Source organism: Pseudomonas sp. GW821-FHT09D08, from assembly GCF_059416305.1.
In genome coordinates, this window is sequence record NZ_JBWKOX010000006.1 from 121,661 (window position 1) to 139,362 (window position 17,702).

Annotated in this window: 11 protein-coding genes; 3 read left to right on the forward strand and 8 right to left on the reverse strand. The window is 62.7% G+C overall.

The window, feature by feature from the left end:
* Window positions 1-51 precede the first annotated feature (51 nt).
* Genes AC07OP_RS13565 through glnE form a run of 8 tightly spaced genes read right to left on the reverse strand, consistent with a single transcriptional unit; the run spans window position 52 to window position 10,010 of the window.
* Window positions 52-1,509, reverse strand: coding sequence for a lipopolysaccharide kinase InaA family protein (locus AC07OP_RS13565; RefSeq protein ID WP_495101351.1), 1,458 nt, complete (start codon window positions 1,507-1,509; stop codon window positions 52-54).
* Window positions 1,509-2,261 (reverse strand): lipopolysaccharide kinase InaA family protein, encoded by a 753-nt coding sequence (locus tag AC07OP_RS13570; protein ID WP_027604951.1) that lies wholly within the window; start codon window positions 2,259-2,261, stop codon window positions 1,509-1,511. Before AC07OP_RS13570 ends, AC07OP_RS13565 begins: the two co-directional genes overlap by 1 nt.
* Entirely contained in the window at window positions 2,258-2,992 is a 735-nt protein-coding gene (locus AC07OP_RS13575) for a lipopolysaccharide kinase InaA family protein (protein WP_027604952.1), read from the reverse strand. The genes AC07OP_RS13570 and AC07OP_RS13575 overlap by 4 nt, the downstream gene beginning before the upstream one ends.
* Window positions 2,992-3,798, reverse strand: a complete 807-nt coding sequence (gene rfaP, locus AC07OP_RS13580) for a lipopolysaccharide core heptose(I) kinase RfaP (RefSeq protein ID WP_115486431.1) — start codon at window positions 3,796-3,798, stop codon at window positions 2,992-2,994. The genes AC07OP_RS13575 and rfaP overlap by 1 nt, the downstream gene beginning before the upstream one ends.
* A complete protein-coding gene (locus tag AC07OP_RS13585) occupies window positions 3,795-4,919 on the reverse strand; it encodes a glycosyltransferase family 4 protein (RefSeq protein WP_495101352.1) in 1,125 nt (374 codons plus the stop codon). The genes rfaP and AC07OP_RS13585 overlap by 4 nt, the downstream gene beginning before the upstream one ends.
* Complete coding sequence (waaC, locus tag AC07OP_RS13590) at window positions 4,919-5,980, reverse strand: lipopolysaccharide heptosyltransferase I (RefSeq protein WP_027604955.1); 1,062 nt, start codon at window positions 5,978-5,980, stop codon at window positions 4,919-4,921. The genes AC07OP_RS13585 and waaC overlap by 1 nt, the downstream gene beginning before the upstream one ends.
* Window position 5,981: 1 nt before the next feature.
* The gene (gene waaF / locus AC07OP_RS13595) at window positions 5,982-7,016 is read right to left on the reverse strand and encodes a lipopolysaccharide heptosyltransferase II (protein WP_495101353.1); all 1,035 of its coding nucleotides are present in this window, start codon (window positions 7,014-7,016) and stop codon (window positions 5,982-5,984) included.
* Between the two features lie 54 nt (window positions 7,017-7,070).
* Window positions 7,071-10,010 (reverse strand): bifunctional [glutamate--ammonia ligase]-adenylyl-L-tyrosine phosphorylase/[glutamate--ammonia-ligase] adenylyltransferase, encoded by a 2,940-nt coding sequence (glnE, locus tag AC07OP_RS13600; protein ID WP_115486434.1) that lies wholly within the window; start codon window positions 10,008-10,010, stop codon window positions 7,071-7,073.
* Window positions 10,011-10,393: 383 nt separating this feature from the next.
* On the opposite strand from glnE, the gene aceE reads away from it, so the two are divergent.
* The 3 genes from aceE (at window position 10,394) to AC07OP_RS13615 (ending at window position 17,697) form a co-directional block, all read left to right on the forward strand.
* The gene (aceE, locus tag AC07OP_RS13605; RefSeq protein ID WP_065940828.1) at window positions 10,394-13,039 is read left to right on the forward strand and encodes a pyruvate dehydrogenase (acetyl-transferring), homodimeric type; all 2,646 of its coding nucleotides are present in this window, start codon (window positions 10,394-10,396) and stop codon (window positions 13,037-13,039) included.
* 11 nt (window positions 13,040-13,050) lie between these two features.
* Window positions 13,051-14,700, forward strand: a complete 1,650-nt coding sequence (aceF, locus tag AC07OP_RS13610; RefSeq protein WP_495101354.1) for a dihydrolipoyllysine-residue acetyltransferase — start codon at window positions 13,051-13,053, stop codon at window positions 14,698-14,700.
* Window positions 14,701-15,003: 303 nt separating this feature from the next.
* Window positions 15,004-17,697 carry a putative bifunctional diguanylate cyclase/phosphodiesterase gene (locus AC07OP_RS13615; RefSeq protein ID WP_495101355.1) on the forward strand — a complete coding sequence of 898 codons (2,694 nt, stop codon included), beginning with the start codon at window positions 15,004-15,006 and terminating at the stop codon, window positions 17,695-17,697.
* Window positions 17,698-17,702 lie beyond the last annotated feature (5 nt).

Sequence of the window (17,702 nt, forward strand, 5' to 3'; positions counted from 1 at the left end):
TTTAGGTTCTTCTGGGTCGCCCCTCTACGTTCATATTGCCCTCAAGCTCTGCTACAGAGGGCCACCAGTCTGGACCCCTTTCGGCAAACGCTGATCAATCAGCTGATACAACGCACTACTCTCAGGCCAGTTCCGCATAAACCGCGCACGGTCCCTGGCATACGCCGGGGCGAAGCTGGCGGCAGAGCTGTGTTGGCACATCGCGTCGAGGTCGATCAGCGACCAGCGATCCTTATCCCAGAACAGGTTATGGCCCTTGAAGTCGCCATGGCTGATGCGCTCGCGAATCAGCTCGGCGAACAACTGGTCCAGCGCCAGCAGTTCATCTTCCGGCGCGTCACCGTGTTCGATATAGGGCGCGAAACGCTCGATGATGTCCGGGCCCGGCAGGTATTCGGTGACCAGGTAAGCGCGGCTGCGCAGCCAGAAAAAACGCTTTTCCAGTACGGCCAACGGCTTGGGCGTGGCGATGCCGAGGAAGGCCAGGCGATTGCCTTCGCGCCAGGAATGCCAGGCGCGGCTCGGGCGCCAGAAGCGCTTGAGCCAATGGGCGAAGCCCTTGATGTTGTAGCGCTTGATCACCAATGGCCGGCCGGCCACATCGACCTTGGCCACGCTGGCCGCACCACCGGTCTTGTACAGGTGGCCCTGGTCGAGCAACGCATCCGCCTGCTCCAGCACCGGCAGCATCGCCGGCTCTTCCTCGCGACGGATCGCGCGCAAGGCAAAGGCGCCACGCACCACGCTGAACAGCGTGCAGTCGCGCCCCACTTTGTTCAACAAGTCCTTCAAACGCCAGGCGCTGACCTTGCGCACCTGTTTTTCCAGGGCTTGCAGGGGCAAGGCGTGCTCGCCGTTGCTCAGCAGGTAGTACACCAGCAGTTCTTCGGTAAACGGCTCGAGGTTTTTCGGCAACTGGGCGAAAAACACCCCGAGGTTTTCCAGCACGCGGTCGCGCGACAGGGGCTTGCCGGCCTCTTCAACACGAATGCCGGCGCCATCGATCAAGTACAGCTTGCCGTCCCGGCGCAGCAGGTTGTCCAGGTGCAGGTCTTCCTGCCACAGGCCCTTGGCATGCATCTGGCCGATCGCACCCAGGGCCTCGGCCAGCACGGCGGTTTGCTCGTCGGCCAGTGGCGGTAGCGCTTCAACGGCGTGCCAGGCATCGGCCAGGCTCTCGGCACCTTCGATAAACTCGAACAGCAGCCAGCCGCCCTCGCCGTCCTGCAAGCCATCGGCGAGCAACAGCGGGGTGGTCAGGCCTTGCTCGGCCAGCAGGCGTACGCCGCTGAGTTCACGCTGGAAATGCCGCGCGGCCTTGCCGCCCACTAATAACTTGGCCAGCACCGGACGCCCGCGCCAGATCGCCGCGCCCACATAACGCTCGCCCGGCAACACCCGCAACAGGCTCAGCAGTTGCAGTTGCCCCGGGCCGGCGGCATCCGCGAGGTCGACGGTGAGGGGCAGGCTCGGCGTGCGGCCGGCGCTTTTCAACTCGGACAGGCGCATCAACGGTTCTCCTTGTGGCTACGCCGCTTCGTCAGGCGTTGCAGCCAGGTGGTGACGAGGGCGCTGCCTTCGGGCTGATCGAGGTAAGCCGCCAGCAATTGACGCACCTGGGCGTCGGACCACTGTGGCGCACGGCGCAACAGCGGCTCCAGGTCCTTGACCCGGTCACGCCAGCCGAACAGCAGCGGGCGGGTTTTCTCCAGGTCGATCAACTGCGCGGCGTAGCCGTCACCAGTAGCCTGCAGGAAAATATGCTTGGGGTAGAAACAGCCATGCACCTGGCCGACGCTGTGCAACCGGCGCGCCAGTTGACCGCAGGCCAGCAGGATCGCGCGGTGCTGGGCATCGCTGAGTTGCGCCCATTGCTCCAGCAATGAATCCAGGTCATTCCAACCGTCCAGGGCACGGGTCAGCAGCATCGCGCGGTGCTCACCGGCGACTTTGCGCTCGCCGTAGAACGCCGCCTGCAACGCCGGGATCCCGAGCTTGCGGTAACGGCTGATGTTGCGGAACTCGCGGGAGAAACTGGGCTCGCCCAATGGCCGGTGCAAGCTGCGCGTGAGGTAGTTGCTCTGGCGCTTGAGGTAATAGCCGTGGCCGTCGAGCTCCAGGCGAAACACGCTGCTCCAGCCGCCACGGCTGGTGTTCGGCTCGTCCACCGCGTCCAGTTGCCGGGCCCACAGGGCGTCGAATGTCGCGAGGCCGTGGCGCTCCAGCAGGGCGCGATCTTCAGCCGCCAGGAAATCACTCATTCACGTCCCTCGAAAAACTTCACTACGTGGCGAATCCGCCGTTTGTCCGACTCACTCAGGTGCCGACACCCACGGTACTGCATGTAGAAGCGCAGGCGCTGAGTGGCCGACAAGTGATACTTGGCCACCTTGTCCAGGCAGGCCAGGTCCTTGGTGATGCGGTACTTGAGCCAGAAACCGCGCCAGAAATCACCGTTGGGGCAATCGATCAGGTACAGGGTGGCCTGATCGTCGATCAGCAGGTTGCGCCACTTCAAGTCGTTATGGGTAAAGCGATGATCGTGCATGGTGCGCGTGTATTCGGCGAGCTGGCGGCTGACCGCGTTGACCCACTTGGGGTCGCGCAGGCGCGCATCCTTACGTTCGGCCAGGACCGAGAGGTCTTCGGTCCTCGGCAACTCGCGGGTGATCATTGCGCCACGATCATAGGCCAGGCCGCTGCGCTCCAGGCCCCAGGCGACCACATCGGCGGTGGGAATGCCCCACTTGGCGAAGCGCTTGAGGTTCTGCCATTCGGACTTGACCCGCGGCTTGCCCAGGTAACGCCGCAGGCCCTTGCCGGCGCCGGTGTAGCGCTTGACGTAGTAGTTGACCCCGCCACGCTCCACGCGAATCACTTCCGACAGCGGGTCGCGGGTCAGCCGCTCGCCTTGCAGGGCAAACACCGCTTCGAGGCTTCCAAAATCATCCGCCAGGGCGGCGTAGGCAGGTTCCAGGTTCCAACCCGCCATCAGATCGCATCCCCGTAACGTTGCTTGCGCGCGTAGAGCTTGTCGGCCTTGCGTTGCATCAGGCTCAGAGACGCCGACTGCTCGGCCAGGACCTGGCGCAGCGGCTGGCGGAAGTAGCCCTTGAGGAAGCGCAATTTATCGCGCCGGGTCAGGCCGATGTCCAACGCCGAGTAATACAGCGCGGAGAGGTCCTTGTCGCGCCAGCGCAGCGGCAGATGAGCGCGCATTTGCGCCCGATGCAGGTCGATCACCGAGAGCTTGATGTTGCGTGCGTCGATCGGCCTGGACGTGTCCAGCAGGAAGTGGCACAGGTAGCAGTCGCGGTGATTCACGCCGCCCCGGTGCATGTCGCCGACCATGCGCGCCAGTTCGGCCGTGAGCGCATGACGCAGTGCAGGTGTGGGCGGTTCGGCGACCCAGTTGACGGTCAGGTCTTCAAGGCTGATGGTCGGCGCCAGCTCTTCGGTGATGATGAACGAGTGCTGGTCCGCCGGGTTGCTGCCTTTTTCGCCGAAGGCCACGCCGGTCATGGTCGGCACGCCGATCGCCTGCAAGCGGTGAATGGCATCCCATTCCAGGCCGGCGCCGAGCACCGGCAGCTTGGCGGTGATCAAGTTCTTGAAGATTTCCGCCCAGCCGATGCCGCGGTGGATTTTGACGAAATACGGGCGGCCATCCACCTCGGTGCGCAGCGTGCGACGCGCCGCCAGTTCACGGAATACCTGGCCTTGCAGTTTCTCGACTTCGGCGAAGGCGTCACGCCCGGCCCATAACGTCTTGAACGGTTCGGCAAGAATCAACTTCATCGTTTTGGCTCCGCCAGAATCACATCCGCAGCGTGCTGCGGCATGCTGTAGAGGTCGGCCGTCTCGGCGAAGGCCAACCCATTGCGGCCCCAGGCCGCGCGCTGTGCAGAATCGGTCAACATCTGCGCCAGGTACTGGTTCAACTGAGCCTGCTCAAACGGCTCGTCCAGCACCAGGCCGCTGTCGGCTTCGGCGATGTAATGGGCATAACCACACACCGCCGAGACCAGCACCGGCAACCCGGCCACCAGGGCTTCGAGCAACACGGTGCCGGTATTTTCGTTGTACGCCGGGTGGATCAACAGGTCGGCGCCCAGCAGGAAGCGCGGAATATCGCTGCGCCCCTTGAGGAACTGCACGTTATCGCCCAGCCCGAGGGTGGCGCTTTGCAGTTGGAATACCTTGGGGTCGTCCTGGCCGATGACAAACAGGTGCGTGCGTTTTTTCAGCTCGGCCGGCAACGCCGCCACGGCCTTGAGGCTGCGGTCGACGCCCTTGGTCTTGAAGCCGGAACCGATCTGCACCAGCAGCAGGTCGTCATCGCCCAGGTTGAACTCCTTGCGGAAGCCTTCACGAATCTCGGCCGCATTCGGCGGCGCGCGGCGATCCTGGGCAATGCCCGGTGGCAACAGGTGAAAGCGCTCCAGCGGCGTGTCGTAATGCTTGATGAACAGCGGCTGCTGCACTTCGGAAATCATCAAGACTTCGGTCTTGGCGTCCTTGGCAAACACCGCGCGCTCGTACTCGGCAAAGTGGCGATAGCGCCCAAAACTGCGGTACAGCGAATGGCGCAGGTTTTGTGCCTTGTCTTCGAAGCAGCCGTCGGCGGCGTAGTACACGTCCAGGCCAGGCATCTTGTTGAAGCCGATCAGGCGGTCCACCGGGCGCTTGGCCAGGTCGGCCTGCATCCAGGCGCTGAGCTTCTCGTTGCGCCGATGGTTGAAGAACGCCTTGACCGGCGCCACCAGCACTTCGAAGCCGGGCGGGATGTCGCCCTCCCAGATCAGCGTGTAGACACGAATCTGATGGCCGCGCTGCTGGCACTCCAGGGCGATGCGCATGAAATCGCGCTGGAGGCCGCCGAAGGGGAAATATTTGTACAGAACAAAAGCCAGTTGCATCAGTGCAGCTCCTCAGCCAGTAACAACGTGCTCAGCCGGGTTGCCACACGCTCAGGGTTCAAGCGCGTGAAACACAGGGGCGACTCGCGCTTGATGTCGAACCGACGCAGGTCGTCGGCCGTCGGTTGATAGGTACATTGTTTTTGCAGGCACGGCGCACAGGCAAAGTCGCTGGCCAGGTGAATCTGGCCCTTGCCGTAGGCGCCGGTCAGGCCGGGGTTGGTGGGGCCGAACAGGGAAATGGTCGGCACATCCAATGCCGCCGCCAAATGCCCGAGTCCGGTGTCCACCGCCACACAGGCGCGGGCGCCGGCCAATACCCGGGCCACGCCGGCCAGGTTCAGCTTGGGCAGCACTTCGGCGTTGTTCAGGCCTTGGGCCAGGCGCTCCGCCCGGGCCTTTTCGGCGGCGTTGCCCCACGGCAACTTCACGTCCACGCCCAGGCGGCCCATACGTTCAGCCAACTCGCGCCAGTAGGCTTCGGGCCAATGCTTGGTGTCCCAGGTGGTGCCGTGCAGCAGCAGGACGAAGGGCTTTTTCGGCGGCAGGCCGAGCAGTTTTTCGGTGCTGAGGCCGTAGTCGCCCAAGCCTTTGGGCAAGTCATAGCCGAGGGCCACGGCGAACAGTTGGCGCAAACGCTCCACCGCATGCTGCCCACGGGCCACGGCCAGGCGCCGCGAGTAGAAGCGCGCCGCAATCGGCTCACGGGCCGAGTGTTTGTCGAATCCGGCCACCGGAGCTCGCACGTAGCGGGTCAGCCAGGCGCTTTTGAACAGGCCTTGGGCATCGATCACCAGATCGTACTTGGTCGACTGGACTTGCTGCTTGAAGCGCCGCCACTCGCCGCTCTTGAAGGTTTGCCAGAGGTTCTTGCGCCAGCGGCGGATCGCCACCGGGATCACCTTGTCCACCGCCGGATGCCAGGTGGGGATTTCAGCAAAGCCTTCTTCCACCACCCAGTCGAAGCGAATGCCGGGGATCGCCCGTGCCGCGTCAGTCAGTGCCGGCAAGGCGTGGATCACGTCGCCCAGGGATGAGGTCTTGATTACCAGTACCCGCAACTCAGTGAACCTCGACCACGTCGCCCTGCAACCGCTGCAAGGCATCGGTTACCGGCTGCGGCAGCAATTGGCGCAGGCAGTTGTAATGGCCGAAGCGGCAGGTGCGATCAAAGCACGGGCTGCACTCCAGCCCCAGGCGCACCACTTCGACCTGGTCGGCCAGCGGCGGGGTGAAGCCCGGCGAGGTGGAGCCGTACACCGCCACCAACGGGCGGTTCAGCGCAGCGGCCACATGCATCAGGCCGGAGTCGTTGGACACCACGGCGTCCGCACAGGACAGCAAGTCGATGGCCTCGGCCAGGGACGTGTCGCCACTGAGGTTGACGGCCTCTTCGCGCAGGCCCGGGATCAGGCGCTGGCGAATGTCTTCACCCACCGAGTGATCGTTTTTCGAACCGAACAACCACACCTGCCAACCTTCGCGAATCTTCATCTCGGCGACTTTGGCGTAGTGGTCCGACGGCCAGCGCTTGGACTCGCCAAACTCCGCACCGGGGCACAGGGCCAACACCGGACGATCCAGGGCCAGGCCGAACTTGGCCAGTGCCGCATCGCGGGTCTCCGGGTCGATCTGCAGGCTGGGGCGCGGGTACGGCTTGGGCAGCTCGGCGCCCGGCGCATAGGCCAGGGCCATGAAGCGTTCGATCATCAGCGGGTAGCGCGCCTTGTCCAGGGTGCGCACGTCGTTGAGCAGGACGTAGCGAAACTCACCGCGCCAGCCGGTGCGCTTGGGAATGCCGGCAAAATACGGCACCAACGCCGACTTGAGCGAGTTGGGCAACAGGATCGCCTGGTCGTACTGGCCCGCCAAGGATTTGCCGATGCGACGGCGGGTCGCCAATTCCAGGGCACCGTGGCCGAGCGGAAAGCTCAAGGCCTTGCGCACTTCGGGCATGCGCTCGAGGATCGGCCGGCTCCACTCGGGGGCGAGCACGTCGATCTGGCAATCTGGATAGCGCACGCGCAGGCTCTGGAACAGTGTCTGCGCCATCACCATGTCACCGACCCAACTGGGCCCAACGATCAGAATATTCATGTAGTTTCCACAAACGATGCGGGGAGGCTTATGCCTCCCCGCCCTAATAGTGTTTCAACCCAACCCCAGCGCCTGCCAGATTCGCATCACCTGGCGCCGTTCGTCAGCGAACTGATCACCGGGCACTGTACCGGCCTCGTTTTGCAAGGCCTGGCGATGCGCGGCGGAACGGTAGGCCTTATACACCTCGCGCAGCAGATGGGCATCGGCGGCGGGCATCAAGCCCACCTGCTCGAGGCCTTCCAGAATGCGGATATTGTCGGTATAGCGCAGCAACGACGGATGTTGCGCAGACCACGCCAAAGCCGCGTATTGCACCATAAATTCAATATCGACGATACCTCCGGCGTCCTGCTTGAGGTCGAACAGCACCGTGGCGTCGAAGGCATTGGCGCCGGTGCCGGCCGCCGTGGCCTTGGTCCCCAGGTTGTCACGCATCTTGGCGCGCATCTCGCTGACCTCCTGGCGCAACTTCGCCAAGTCGCGCTCACGCCCCAGCACTTTAGCCCGTACCTGCTCGAATGCCTGGCCCACATCCTGGCTGCCCACCAGCACCCGCGCGCGGATCAGGGCCTGATGCTCCCAGGTCCATGCTTCATTTTGTTGATAGCGGTCAAACGCCCCGAGGGAACTGACCAGCAACCCGGATGCGCCGGATGGTCGCAGGCGCATGTCGACTTCATACAATTGGCCGGAGTTGGTCTGGGTGGTCAGCAGGTGAATGATCCGCTGGCCCAGGCGCGTGAAGAACTGCGCGCCGTCGATCGGCTTGGCACCATCGGTCTCGGCCTGCGGGTCGCCATCGTGGATAAACACCAGGTCCAGGTCCGAACCATGCCCCAGTTCGATGCCGCCGACTTTCCCATAACCGACAATGATGAACCCAGGATCGCACAAGGTGCCGTCCAAGCGCTGCGGCGAGCCGTGGCGGGCCACCGTCTGGCGCCAGGCCAGGGCCAGCACTTGTTCGAGGATGGCTTCGGCGAGCCAGGTCAGGTAGTCGCTGACTTTCATCAACGGCAGGCTGCCAGCGATTTCCGACGCGGCCACGCGCAGGCGGTGGGCCAGCTTGAAGTGCCGCAGGGCTTCCATCTGCTGTTCAAGGTCATCCTCGGGGATGCGCGTAAGGCGTTCGCGCAACTCGGCGGCGAGTTCCGGCGCCAGCGGTGGCTTGAACAGGCGGCCTTCGTTGAGCAATTCATCCAGCAGCAGCGGGAAGCGCGTGATCTGCTCGGCGATCCACGGGCTGGCGGCGCACAGGGTCAGCAGGCGGCGCAGGGCGTCGGGGTTTTCCGTCAGCAGCACCAAGTAGGCGGAACGCCGGGCGACGGCCTCCACCAGCGGCAGTACACGCTCCAGCACCAGGTCCGGGTTGGCGTGCTCGACGGCCTGGGCCAGCAAGCGCGGGATAAAGGCATCCAGGCGTTCACGCCCCAGGCGCTGCATGGCCCGCAGTTGCGGGCTGTTGCGCAGGCTGGCCAAGGCTTTAAGGGCCTTGGTGGCGTCGGTGAAGCCGCCTTCAGCCAATTGACGGCAAGCGGCCTCTTCATCCTGGGACTCTTCCCACAGCGGCAGCCATTCCCCGCCCACGACCAACTCGCTTTCCGCGCCTTCTTCTTCATCAGGATCCGCAATCACCTGGCGGAAGTGCCAGTCCACACGGCCACGCCAATACATCAGGCGCTCATGGAACGCCGCCCAGTCGGCAAAGCCGAGCATAAAGGCAATGCGCGCCTGGTCTTCAGGGCTGTCCGGCAGCATTTGGGTCTGGCGGTCGGCAATCGCCTGGATCGCATGTTCGGTGTAACGCAGGAATTCATAGCCATTACGCAACTCGGCGATCACCGCCGGCGGCAGGTAGCCCTGGCCTTCCAGGGTGCCGAGCACCTTGAGCAGCGGCCGTTGCTGCAGGCTGAGGTCGCGGCCGCCATGGATCAGCTGGAACGCCTGGGCGATAAATTCCACTTCGCGGATACCGCCCGAGCCCAGCTTGATATTGTCGGCCATGCCTTTGCGCCGGACTTCCTGCTGGATCAGCTGCTTCATGGTGCGCAGCGCCTCGATGGCGGAAAAGTCCAGGTAACGGCGGTACACGAACGGCCGCAGCATATCGAGCAACTGCGCACCGGCCACCTGGTCACCGGCGACCACGCGCGCCTTGATCATGGCGTAGCGTTCCCAGTCGCGCCCCTGGTCCTGGTAGTACTGCTCCAGCGCATTGAAGCTGAGCACCAGGGCACCGGCCGAACCGTAGGGGCGCAGGCGCATGTCGACACGGAACACAAAGCCGTCGACGGTCATCGGGTCGAGGGCCTTGATCAATTTCTGACCAAGGCGGATAAAGAATTCCTGGTTATCCAGGGAGCGCTTCACGCCCACGGTTTCGCCGCCTTCGGGGTAGGCGAAGATCAGGTCGATATCCGACGAGAGGTTCAGCTCCACCGCGCCGAGCTTGCCCATGCCGAGAATGACCATGTGCTGCGGTTCGCCGCTGCGCCGCCCGGTCGGCGTGCCGAACTGCACACAGTGGCGCTGGTACAGCCATTGGTAGGCCTGGTCGATGCTGGCGTCGGCCATGTCGGAGAGGTCGCGACAGGTTTGCACCAGGTCGGCCTGGCGGGTCAGGTCGCGCCAGATGATGCGCACTTGCTGACGGGTACGCTGGCGACGCAGTACGCGGCCCAGCTCATCTTCTGTTTCGGCCTGTTGCACGGCGCCGGCAATCTGCCCGCACAGCTCGCCCGGCGCAAAGCCGCGGTCCAGCTCGCCCCAGGCGGCCAGCTCGAGCAACATCAAAGGGTCACGAACACTCTGTTCAATGACAAAATCACTGGCGGCACACACCCGGGCGAAGTCGGCCCACCGTTGCGGCGTCCACGCAGAAAGGCCATGATCGTCGTCCAGCGCGGCCACGGCGTCACGAAATGACTGCTCGGCCCGCTGGGCCTTTGGCAACAGAATGGCCGGCAGTTCGGCCAGCGTTGGAAGGCTCATGGTCTATCCTTGGTTGGCGTGTAAATGGCCTGCTGCTGTGAAAGCAAGCACCGCGCTCGATGAAGGACTGTCGAACAAAGGTGATAAATAGCTGAAAATATGTAATTTTTGGCAGGCAACATTAAACTTCTACCTTTTCTTGTTCGCAAAAGATCAACAATAACGATTATGCTCACCAGCCAGACCGAGCAATCCGCTCGGTCTTGTGTAGTTTTACTACTCGTATATACATTCGAAAGGCTGAAATGGCCGACGATTTGTAGTAAAACTACAGGACGCCGAAGCAACCTTCGGCCATCCAAGAATTTATGTCGTCTGCCCACAAGGCCAGTCGCAAACTTCAGGCAACCGATTCTGGTAGCCTTTCCGCCCTGGAGCAAGCCATGCAAGACCTCGATCCCGTCGAAACCCAGGAATGGCTGGACGCCCTGGAATCGGTTCTCGACAAAGAAGGCGAAGACCGTGCTCACTACCTGATGACCCGTATGGGCGAACTCGCGACCCGCAGCGGCTCGCAACTGCCCTACGCCATCACCACGCCATACCGCAACACCATCCCCGTTACCCACGAAGCACGCATGCCTGGCGACCTGTTCATGGAACGCCGCATTCGCTCGCTGGTACGTTGGAACGCCATGGCGATGGTAATGCGCACGAACTTGAAAGATTCTGACCTGGGCGGTCACATCTCCAGCTTCGCTTCCAGCGCAACCCTGTATGACATCGGCTTCAACTACTTCTTCCAGGCCCCGACCGAAGAACACGGCGGCGACCTGATCTACTTCCAGGGCCACACCTCGCCGGGCGTCTACGCCCGTGCGTTCATGGAAGGTCGCATCAGCGAAGAGCAAATGAACAACTTCCGCCAGGAAGTCGACGGCCAGGGCCTGTCGTCCTACCCGCACCCTTGGCTGATGCCTGATTTCTGGCAGTTCCCGACGGTATCCATGGGCCTGGGCCCGATCCAGGCGATCTACCAGGCACGCTTCATGAAGTACCTGGAAGCCCGTGGCTTCATCCCGGAAGGCAAGCAGAAAGTCTGGTGCTTCCTGGGCGACGGCGAGTGCGACGAGCCGGAATCCCTGGGTGCCATCTCCCTGGCCGGCCGCGAGAAGCTGGACAACCTGATCTTCGTCATCAACTGCAACCTGCAGCGCCTCGACGGCCCGGTTCGCGGCAACGGCAAGATCATCCAGGAACTCGAAGGCGTGTTCCGCGGTGCCCAGTGGAACGTGACCAAGGTCATCTGGGGCCGTTTCTGGGACCCACTGCTGGCCAAGGACGTCGACGGTATCCTGCAACGTCGCATGGACGAAGTCATCGACGGCGAGTACCAGAACTACAAGGCCAAAGACGGCGCGTTCGTGCGTGAACATTTCTTCAACACGCCTGAACTCAAGGCGATGGTTGCCGACCTGTCCGACGACGAGATCTGGAAACTCAACCGTGGCGGCCACGACCCGTACAAGGTCTATGCGGCGTACCACGAAGCGGTCAACCACAAAGAACAACCGACCGTCATCCTGGCCAAGACCATCAAGGGTTATGGCACCGGTGCCGGCGAAGCGAAAAACACTGCGCACAACACCAAGAAGGTTGATGTTGAAAGCCTGAAGCTGTTCCGCGACCGCTTCGACATCCCGGTCAAGGACGAAGAGCTGGAGAACCTGCCGTTCTTCAAGCCTGAGGCAAACAGCGCCGAAGCCCGCTACCTGAGCGAGCGTCGTACCGCACTGGGCGGTTTCGTGCCACAGCGCCGCGCCAAGAGCTTCAACATCCCGACACCTCCGCTGGATACCCTCAAGGCAATCCTGGACGGCTCGGGCGACCGTGAAATCTCCACCACCATGGCCTTCGTGCGGATCCTCGCGCAGCTGGTCAAGGACAAGGAAATCGGCTCGCGTATCGTGCCGATCATCCCGGACGAAGCCCGTACCTTCGGTATGGAAGGCATGTTCCGTCAGTTGGGCATCTACTCCTCCGTCGGCCAGCTCTACGAGCCAGTCGATAAAGACCAGGTGATGTTCTACAAGGAAGACAAGAAGGGCCAGATCCTCGAAGAAGGCATCAACGAAGCAGGCGCCATGAGCTCCTTCATCGCTGCCGGTACTTCGTACTCCAGCCACAACCAGCCGATGCTGCCGTTCTACATCTTCTACTCGATGTTCGGCTTCCAGCGTATCGGCGACCTGGCTTGGGCAGCGGGCGACAGCCGTACCCGTGGTTTCCTGATCGGCGGTACCGCCGGCCGTACCACACTGAACGGCGAAGGCCTGCAACACGAAGACGGTCACAGCCACATCCTGGCTGCCACCATCCCGAACTGCCGCACCTTTGATCCAACCTACGGCTATGAGCTGGCGGTGATCATCCAGGACGGCATGAAGAAGATGACCGAAGAGCAGCAGGACGTTTTCTACTACATCACCGTGATGAACGAGTCCTACCAGCAGCCAGCCATGCCGGCCGGCGTGGAAGAAGGCATCATCAAGGGCATGTACCTGCTCGAAGAAGACACCAAGGAAGCGGCGCACCACGTGCAGCTGATGGGCTCCGGCACCATCCTGCGTGAAGTCCGTGAAGCAGCGAAGATCCTGCGTGAAGAGTTCAACGTCGGCGCCGACGTCTGGAGCGTGACCAGCTTCAACGAACTGCGTCGCGACGGCCTGGCCGTAGAGCGCAACAACCGCCTGCACCCGGGCCAGAAGCCTGCGCAGAGCTATGTCGAAGAGTGCCTGGCCGGCCGTAAAGGTCCAGTCATTGCCTCTACCGACTACATGAAACTGTTTGCTGAACAAATTCGCCAGTGGGTCCCGTCCAAGGAATTCAAAGTCCTGGGCACCGACGGTTTCGGTCGCAGTGACAGCCGCAAGAAGCTGCGTCACTTCTTCGAAGTCGACCGTCACTTCGTGGTGTTGGCAGCCCTGGAAGCCTTGGCTGACCGCGGTGAGATCGAACCCAAGGTGGTAGCTGACGCTATCGTCAAGTTCGGGATCAACCCGGAAAAACGCAACCCACTGGACTGCTGAGGAGACTTTTTGTGAGCGAACTCATTCGCGTACCTGACATCGGCAGCGGTGAAGGTGAAGTAATCGAGCTGTTTGTAAAGGTCGGCGACACCGTCGAAGCCGACCAGAGCATCCTGACCCTGGAATCGGACAAGGCGAGCATGGAAATCCCTGCTCCCAAGGCCGGCGTGGTCAAGAGCCTGAAAGTGAAGCTGGGCGACCGCCTGAAAGAAGGCGACGAACTGCTGGAACTGGAAATCGAAGGTGCCGCTGATGCGGCCCCTGCGGCGGCTCCTGCTGCCGCTGCTGCTCCGGCACCTGCCGCGGAAAAACCTGCCGCTGCAGCCGAGGCTCCTGCAGCCCCGGCTGCCGCGCCGGCCGAAGCCACCGTCCAGGACATTCATGTTCCGGACATCGGCTCGTCGGGCAAAGCCAAGATCATCGAGTTGCTGGTCAAGGTCGGCGACACCGTCGAAGCCGACCAGTCGCTGATCACCCTGGAGTCCGACAAGGCCTCCATGGAAATCCCATCGCCGGCTGCCGGCGTGGTGGAAAGCATCGCGGTCAAGCTGGAAGACGAAGTCGGCACGGGCGACTTCATCCTCAAGCTGAAAGTACAAGGCGCTGCGCCTGCTGCTGCTCCAGCACCGGCTGCTGCTCCGGCGGCCAAGGCTGAAGCCGCTCCGGCCGCTGCCGCCCCGGCACAGGCTGCAAAAGCCGAGGCCGCTCCGGCCCCTGCGGCTCCCGCACCGGCACCAAGCGGTGCCAAGGTTCACGCAGGCCCGGCGGTTCGCCAACTGGCGCGTGAATTCGGCGTCGAGCTGAACGCTGTGTCGGCCACCGGCCCCCACGGTCGCGTACTGAAGGAAGACGTGCAGGTCTACGTCAAAGCCATGATGCAGAAAGCCAAGGAAGCACCGGCTGCCGGCACTGCTACTGGCGGCGCGGGGATTCCACCGATCCCGGTGGTGGACTTCAGCCGCTTCGGCGAGACCGAAGAAGTGCCGATGACCCGCCTGATGCAAATCGGCGCGTCGAGCCTGCACCGCAGCTGGCTGAACATTCCGCACGTGACCCAGTTCGACCAGGCCGACATTACCGACCTGGAAGCTTTCCGCGTTGCGCAGAAAGCCGTGGCCGAGAAGGCCGGCGTGAAACTGACCGTGCTGCCGCTGCTGCTCAAGGCCTGCGCGCACCTGCTCAAGGAGCTGCCGGACTTCAACAGTTCGCTGGCGCCAAGCGGCAAGGCGATCATTCGCAAGAAGTACGTGCACATTGGTTTTGCCGTCGACACGCCGGATGGCCTGCTGGTACCGGTCATCAAGAACGTCGACCAGAAGAGCCTGCTGCAACTCGCTGCCGAAGCGGCTGCACTGGCGGCCAAGGCCCGTGACAAGAAGCTCACCGCAGACGACATGCAAGGCGCGTGCTTCACCATCTCCAGCCTCGGTCACATTGGCGGTACGGGCTTCACGCCAATCGTCAACGCGCCGGAAGTGGCGATCCTGGGTGTTTCCAAGGCCACCATCCAGCCAGTCTGGGACGGTAAAGCGTTCCAGCCGAAGCTGATGCTGCCACTGTCGTTGTCCTACGATCACCGTGTGATCAACGGCGCGGCCGCTGCACGCTTCACCCAGCGCCTGAGCCAGTTGCTGAACGATATCCGCACCATCCTGCTGTAAGCCACAGCGGCCTCCCTTTCATCGGGGAGGCCTGGTTGCACCGATTTCCGAGCGCCACGCTCGTACCTCAACCCCGTCAATTTGGCGGGGCTTTTTTTGCTTTTCTCTACAGACAGAACAGGGTTGTACACCTTCTGTCATCCTGACTGAAGAATTCCCCCGCACGGCCGATAACCCCCTTATAGCACTTAGCCTTCATCCTCTCTTGTCAGCCCGCGCCGCATGATGCAACCTTGCCGCAGGCAACAGTAAAGAGGGCGTGAGCCCGGCGCCGTGCGCGTTATTTGAAGTGAGTTCCCCCCCATGAAAAGCCAACCCGATGTCGCCCGTATGGCGGCCGAGGTAGTGACGCAGTTACCGGTGCCTTCGCGCCTCGGTATGCTGCGTTTCGAGCGGCTTAATGAGGCAAGCTGGGCCCTTCTGTACCTCGACCCTAACTGCGAGCGCCAATTCGGCCTGTCGGCGGTCGAGCTGTGTGCACTGCTCGGTACCCCCTTCGCCAGCCTGATGGAGCCTCAGGCGCGCTATCAACTGCACGACGCCATCCAACAGCAACTGAGCGAGAGCCCTCACTACCTGGTGCGCTACACCCTGCACACCAATGATGGTCCCCTGAGCCTGCTGGAAATGGGCGAAGCCTACAAACAACACAATCGCCACCTGCTGCGCGGCTACCTGATGGTGGTCGACGGCCTGTTCAACGAAATCTCCCTGCCCGCCCCGACGGAGGACCTGGAAAGCCAGAACAGCCGCCTGCAGATCGCCCTGGAGCTCAACCAGCGCGCCCAGCAGGAACAACTGCAGCACCTGGAGCGGGTGCGCGCCCAGCAGGAGCTGATCCTGTTGCTGGCCCGCCAGCGCTACACCGCCAACAATTCGCTGCAGGAAGCCGCAGAGCTGATCACCCGCAGCGCCTGTGACATCTACCAGATCGACTGCGCCAGCATCTGGAACCTCGAAGGCCAGCGCCTGGTACCGATCTCGGCCTACCACCGCGATGACCAGCAGCACCATCTGCCTGAGCCCATCGACGCCAGTTGCTTTCCGGATTACCTGGAAGCCCTGCACACCAGCCGCGCAATCGACGCGACCAACGCGATGCGCGACCCGCGCACCCGGGAAATGGCCGAGAACCTACGCGCCAAGGATATCCACGCCATACTCGATGCGAGCATCCGCGTCGATGGTCAGGTGGTCGGTGTGCTGTGCCTGGAACAGGGTGGCAGCTCACGTGTCTGGCAGGCCGATGAAATTGCCTTTGCCGGCGAACTGGCCGACCAGTTCGCACAAGTGATCAACAACCACAACCGCCGTACCGCCACCAGCGCCCTGCACCTGTTCCAACGTGCCGTGGAGCAAAGTGCCAATGCCTTTTTGCTGGTCAACTGCGACGGCGTGGTGGAGTACGTCAACCCAAGCTTTACCGCGATTACCCAATACAGCGCCGAAGAGGTCCACGGCCACCGCCTGGCCCAGCTGCCGGCCCTGGAAAACCTCAGCGAACTGCTGTTCGACGCACCGTCGAGCCTGGCCAAGAGCAACAGCTGGCAGGGCGAGTTCAAGAGCCGACGTAAAAACCTCGAGCCCTACTGGGGCCAGCTGTCGATTTCCAAGGTGTATGGCGACAACCGCGAGCTGACTCACTACATCGGCATCTACGAAGACATTACCCAGAACAAGCTGGCCCAGCAGCGCATCGAACGCCTGGCCTACACCGATAACCTGACCAACCTGGGCAACCGTCCGGCATTCATCCGCAATCTGGATGAGCGCTTTGCCCGCGACAGCGACAGCCCGATCAGCCTGTTGCTGGTGGACATCGACAACTTCAAGCGCATCAACGACAGCCTCGGCCACCAGACCGGCGACAAGCTGCTGATCAGCCTGGCCCGCCGCCTGCGCAACAGCCTGAGTGCCGGCGGCAGCCTGGCGCGTTTTGCCAGTAACGAATTCGCGGTGCTGCTGGACGACACTGACCTGGAAAGCGGCCAACAGGTGGCCAGCCAACTGCTGGCGACCCTCGACAAACCGATGTTCGTCGACAACCAACTGATCAGCGTCACCGGCTCGGTGGGCCTGGCCTGCGCGCCGCTGCACGGCCGCGACCCACAGACCCTGATGCGCAACGCCGGCCTGGCCCTGCACAAGGCCAAGGCCAACGGCAAACACCAGGTACAGGTGTTCACCGAAGCCTTGAACGCCGAGGCCAGCTACAAGCTGTTCGTGGAGAACAACCTGCGTCGTGCCCTGACCCAGAACGAACTGGACGTGTTCTACCAGCCCAAGCTGTGCCTGCGCAGCGGCCGCTTGCTGGGCATGGAAGCGCTGCTGCGCTGGAACCATCCGGAAAAGGGCATGATCCGCCCCGATCAGTTCATCAGCGTCGCCGAAGAAACCGGCCTGATCATCCCGATCGGCAAATGGATCGCGCGCCAGGCCTGCCGCATGAGCAAGCAACTGAGCGCCGCCGGCCTGGGCAATCTGCAGGTGGCGATCAACCTGTCGCCCAAGCAATTCTCCGACCCGGACCTGGTGGCCTCGATCGCCACGATCCTCAAGGAAGAACAGCTGCCGGCCAACCTGCTGGAACTGGAACTGACCGAAGGCCTGCTGCTGGAAGCGACCGAAGACACGCGCCTGCAACTGGACCAGCTCAAGAGCTTCGGCCTGACCCTGGCCATGGACGACTTCGGCACCGGTTACTCGTCGCTGAGCTACCTGAAAAAATTCCCCATCGACATCATCAAGATCGACCGCAGCTTTATCCACGAAATCCCGGACAACCAGGACGACATGGAAATCACCTCGGCCGTGATCGCCATGGCCCACAACCTCAAGCTCAAGGTGGTGGCCGAAGGCATCGAGACCGCCGAGCAACTGGCGTTCCTGCGTCGGCACCGTTGCGACGTTGGCCAGGGCTACCTGTTCGACCGGCCGATCCCCGGTGCAGAGCTGCTCGAGAAGCTTAGACGCTATCCGCGCGGGCCAATCGCCTGACAGCG

What these genes read in the sequence shown, in the direction of transcription:
- AC07OP_RS13565 (WP_495101351.1), bottom strand. Translation starts at nt 1,509, where the DNA reads ATGCGCCTGTCCGAGTTGAAAAGCGCCGGCCGCACGCCGAGCCTGCCC.
- AC07OP_RS13570 (WP_027604951.1), bottom strand. Translation starts at nt 2,261, where the DNA reads ATGAGTGATTTCCTGGCGGCTGAAGATCGCGCCCTGCTGGAGCGCCAC.
- AC07OP_RS13575 (WP_027604952.1), bottom strand. Translation starts at nt 2,992, where the DNA reads ATGGCGGGTTGGAACCTGGAACCTGCCTACGCCGCCCTGGCGGATGAT.
- rfaP (WP_115486431.1), bottom strand. Translation starts at nt 3,798, where the DNA reads ATGAAGTTGATTCTTGCCGAACCGTTCAAGACGTTATGGGCCGGGCGT.
- AC07OP_RS13585 (WP_495101352.1), bottom strand. Translation starts at nt 4,919, where the DNA reads ATGCAACTGGCTTTTGTTCTGTACAAATATTTCCCCTTCGGCGGCCTC.
- waaF (WP_495101353.1), bottom strand. Translation starts at nt 7,016, where the DNA reads ATGAATATTCTGATCGTTGGGCCCAGTTGGGTCGGTGACATGGTGATG.
- glnE (WP_115486434.1), bottom strand. Translation starts at nt 10,010, where the DNA reads ATGAGCCTTCCAACGCTGGCCGAACTGCCGGCCATTCTGTTGCCAAAG.
- aceE (WP_065940828.1), top strand. Translation starts at nt 10,394, where the DNA reads ATGCAAGACCTCGATCCCGTCGAAACCCAGGAATGGCTGGACGCCCTG.
- AC07OP_RS13615 (WP_495101355.1), top strand. Translation starts at nt 15,004, where the DNA reads ATGAAAAGCCAACCCGATGTCGCCCGTATGGCGGCCGAGGTAGTGACG.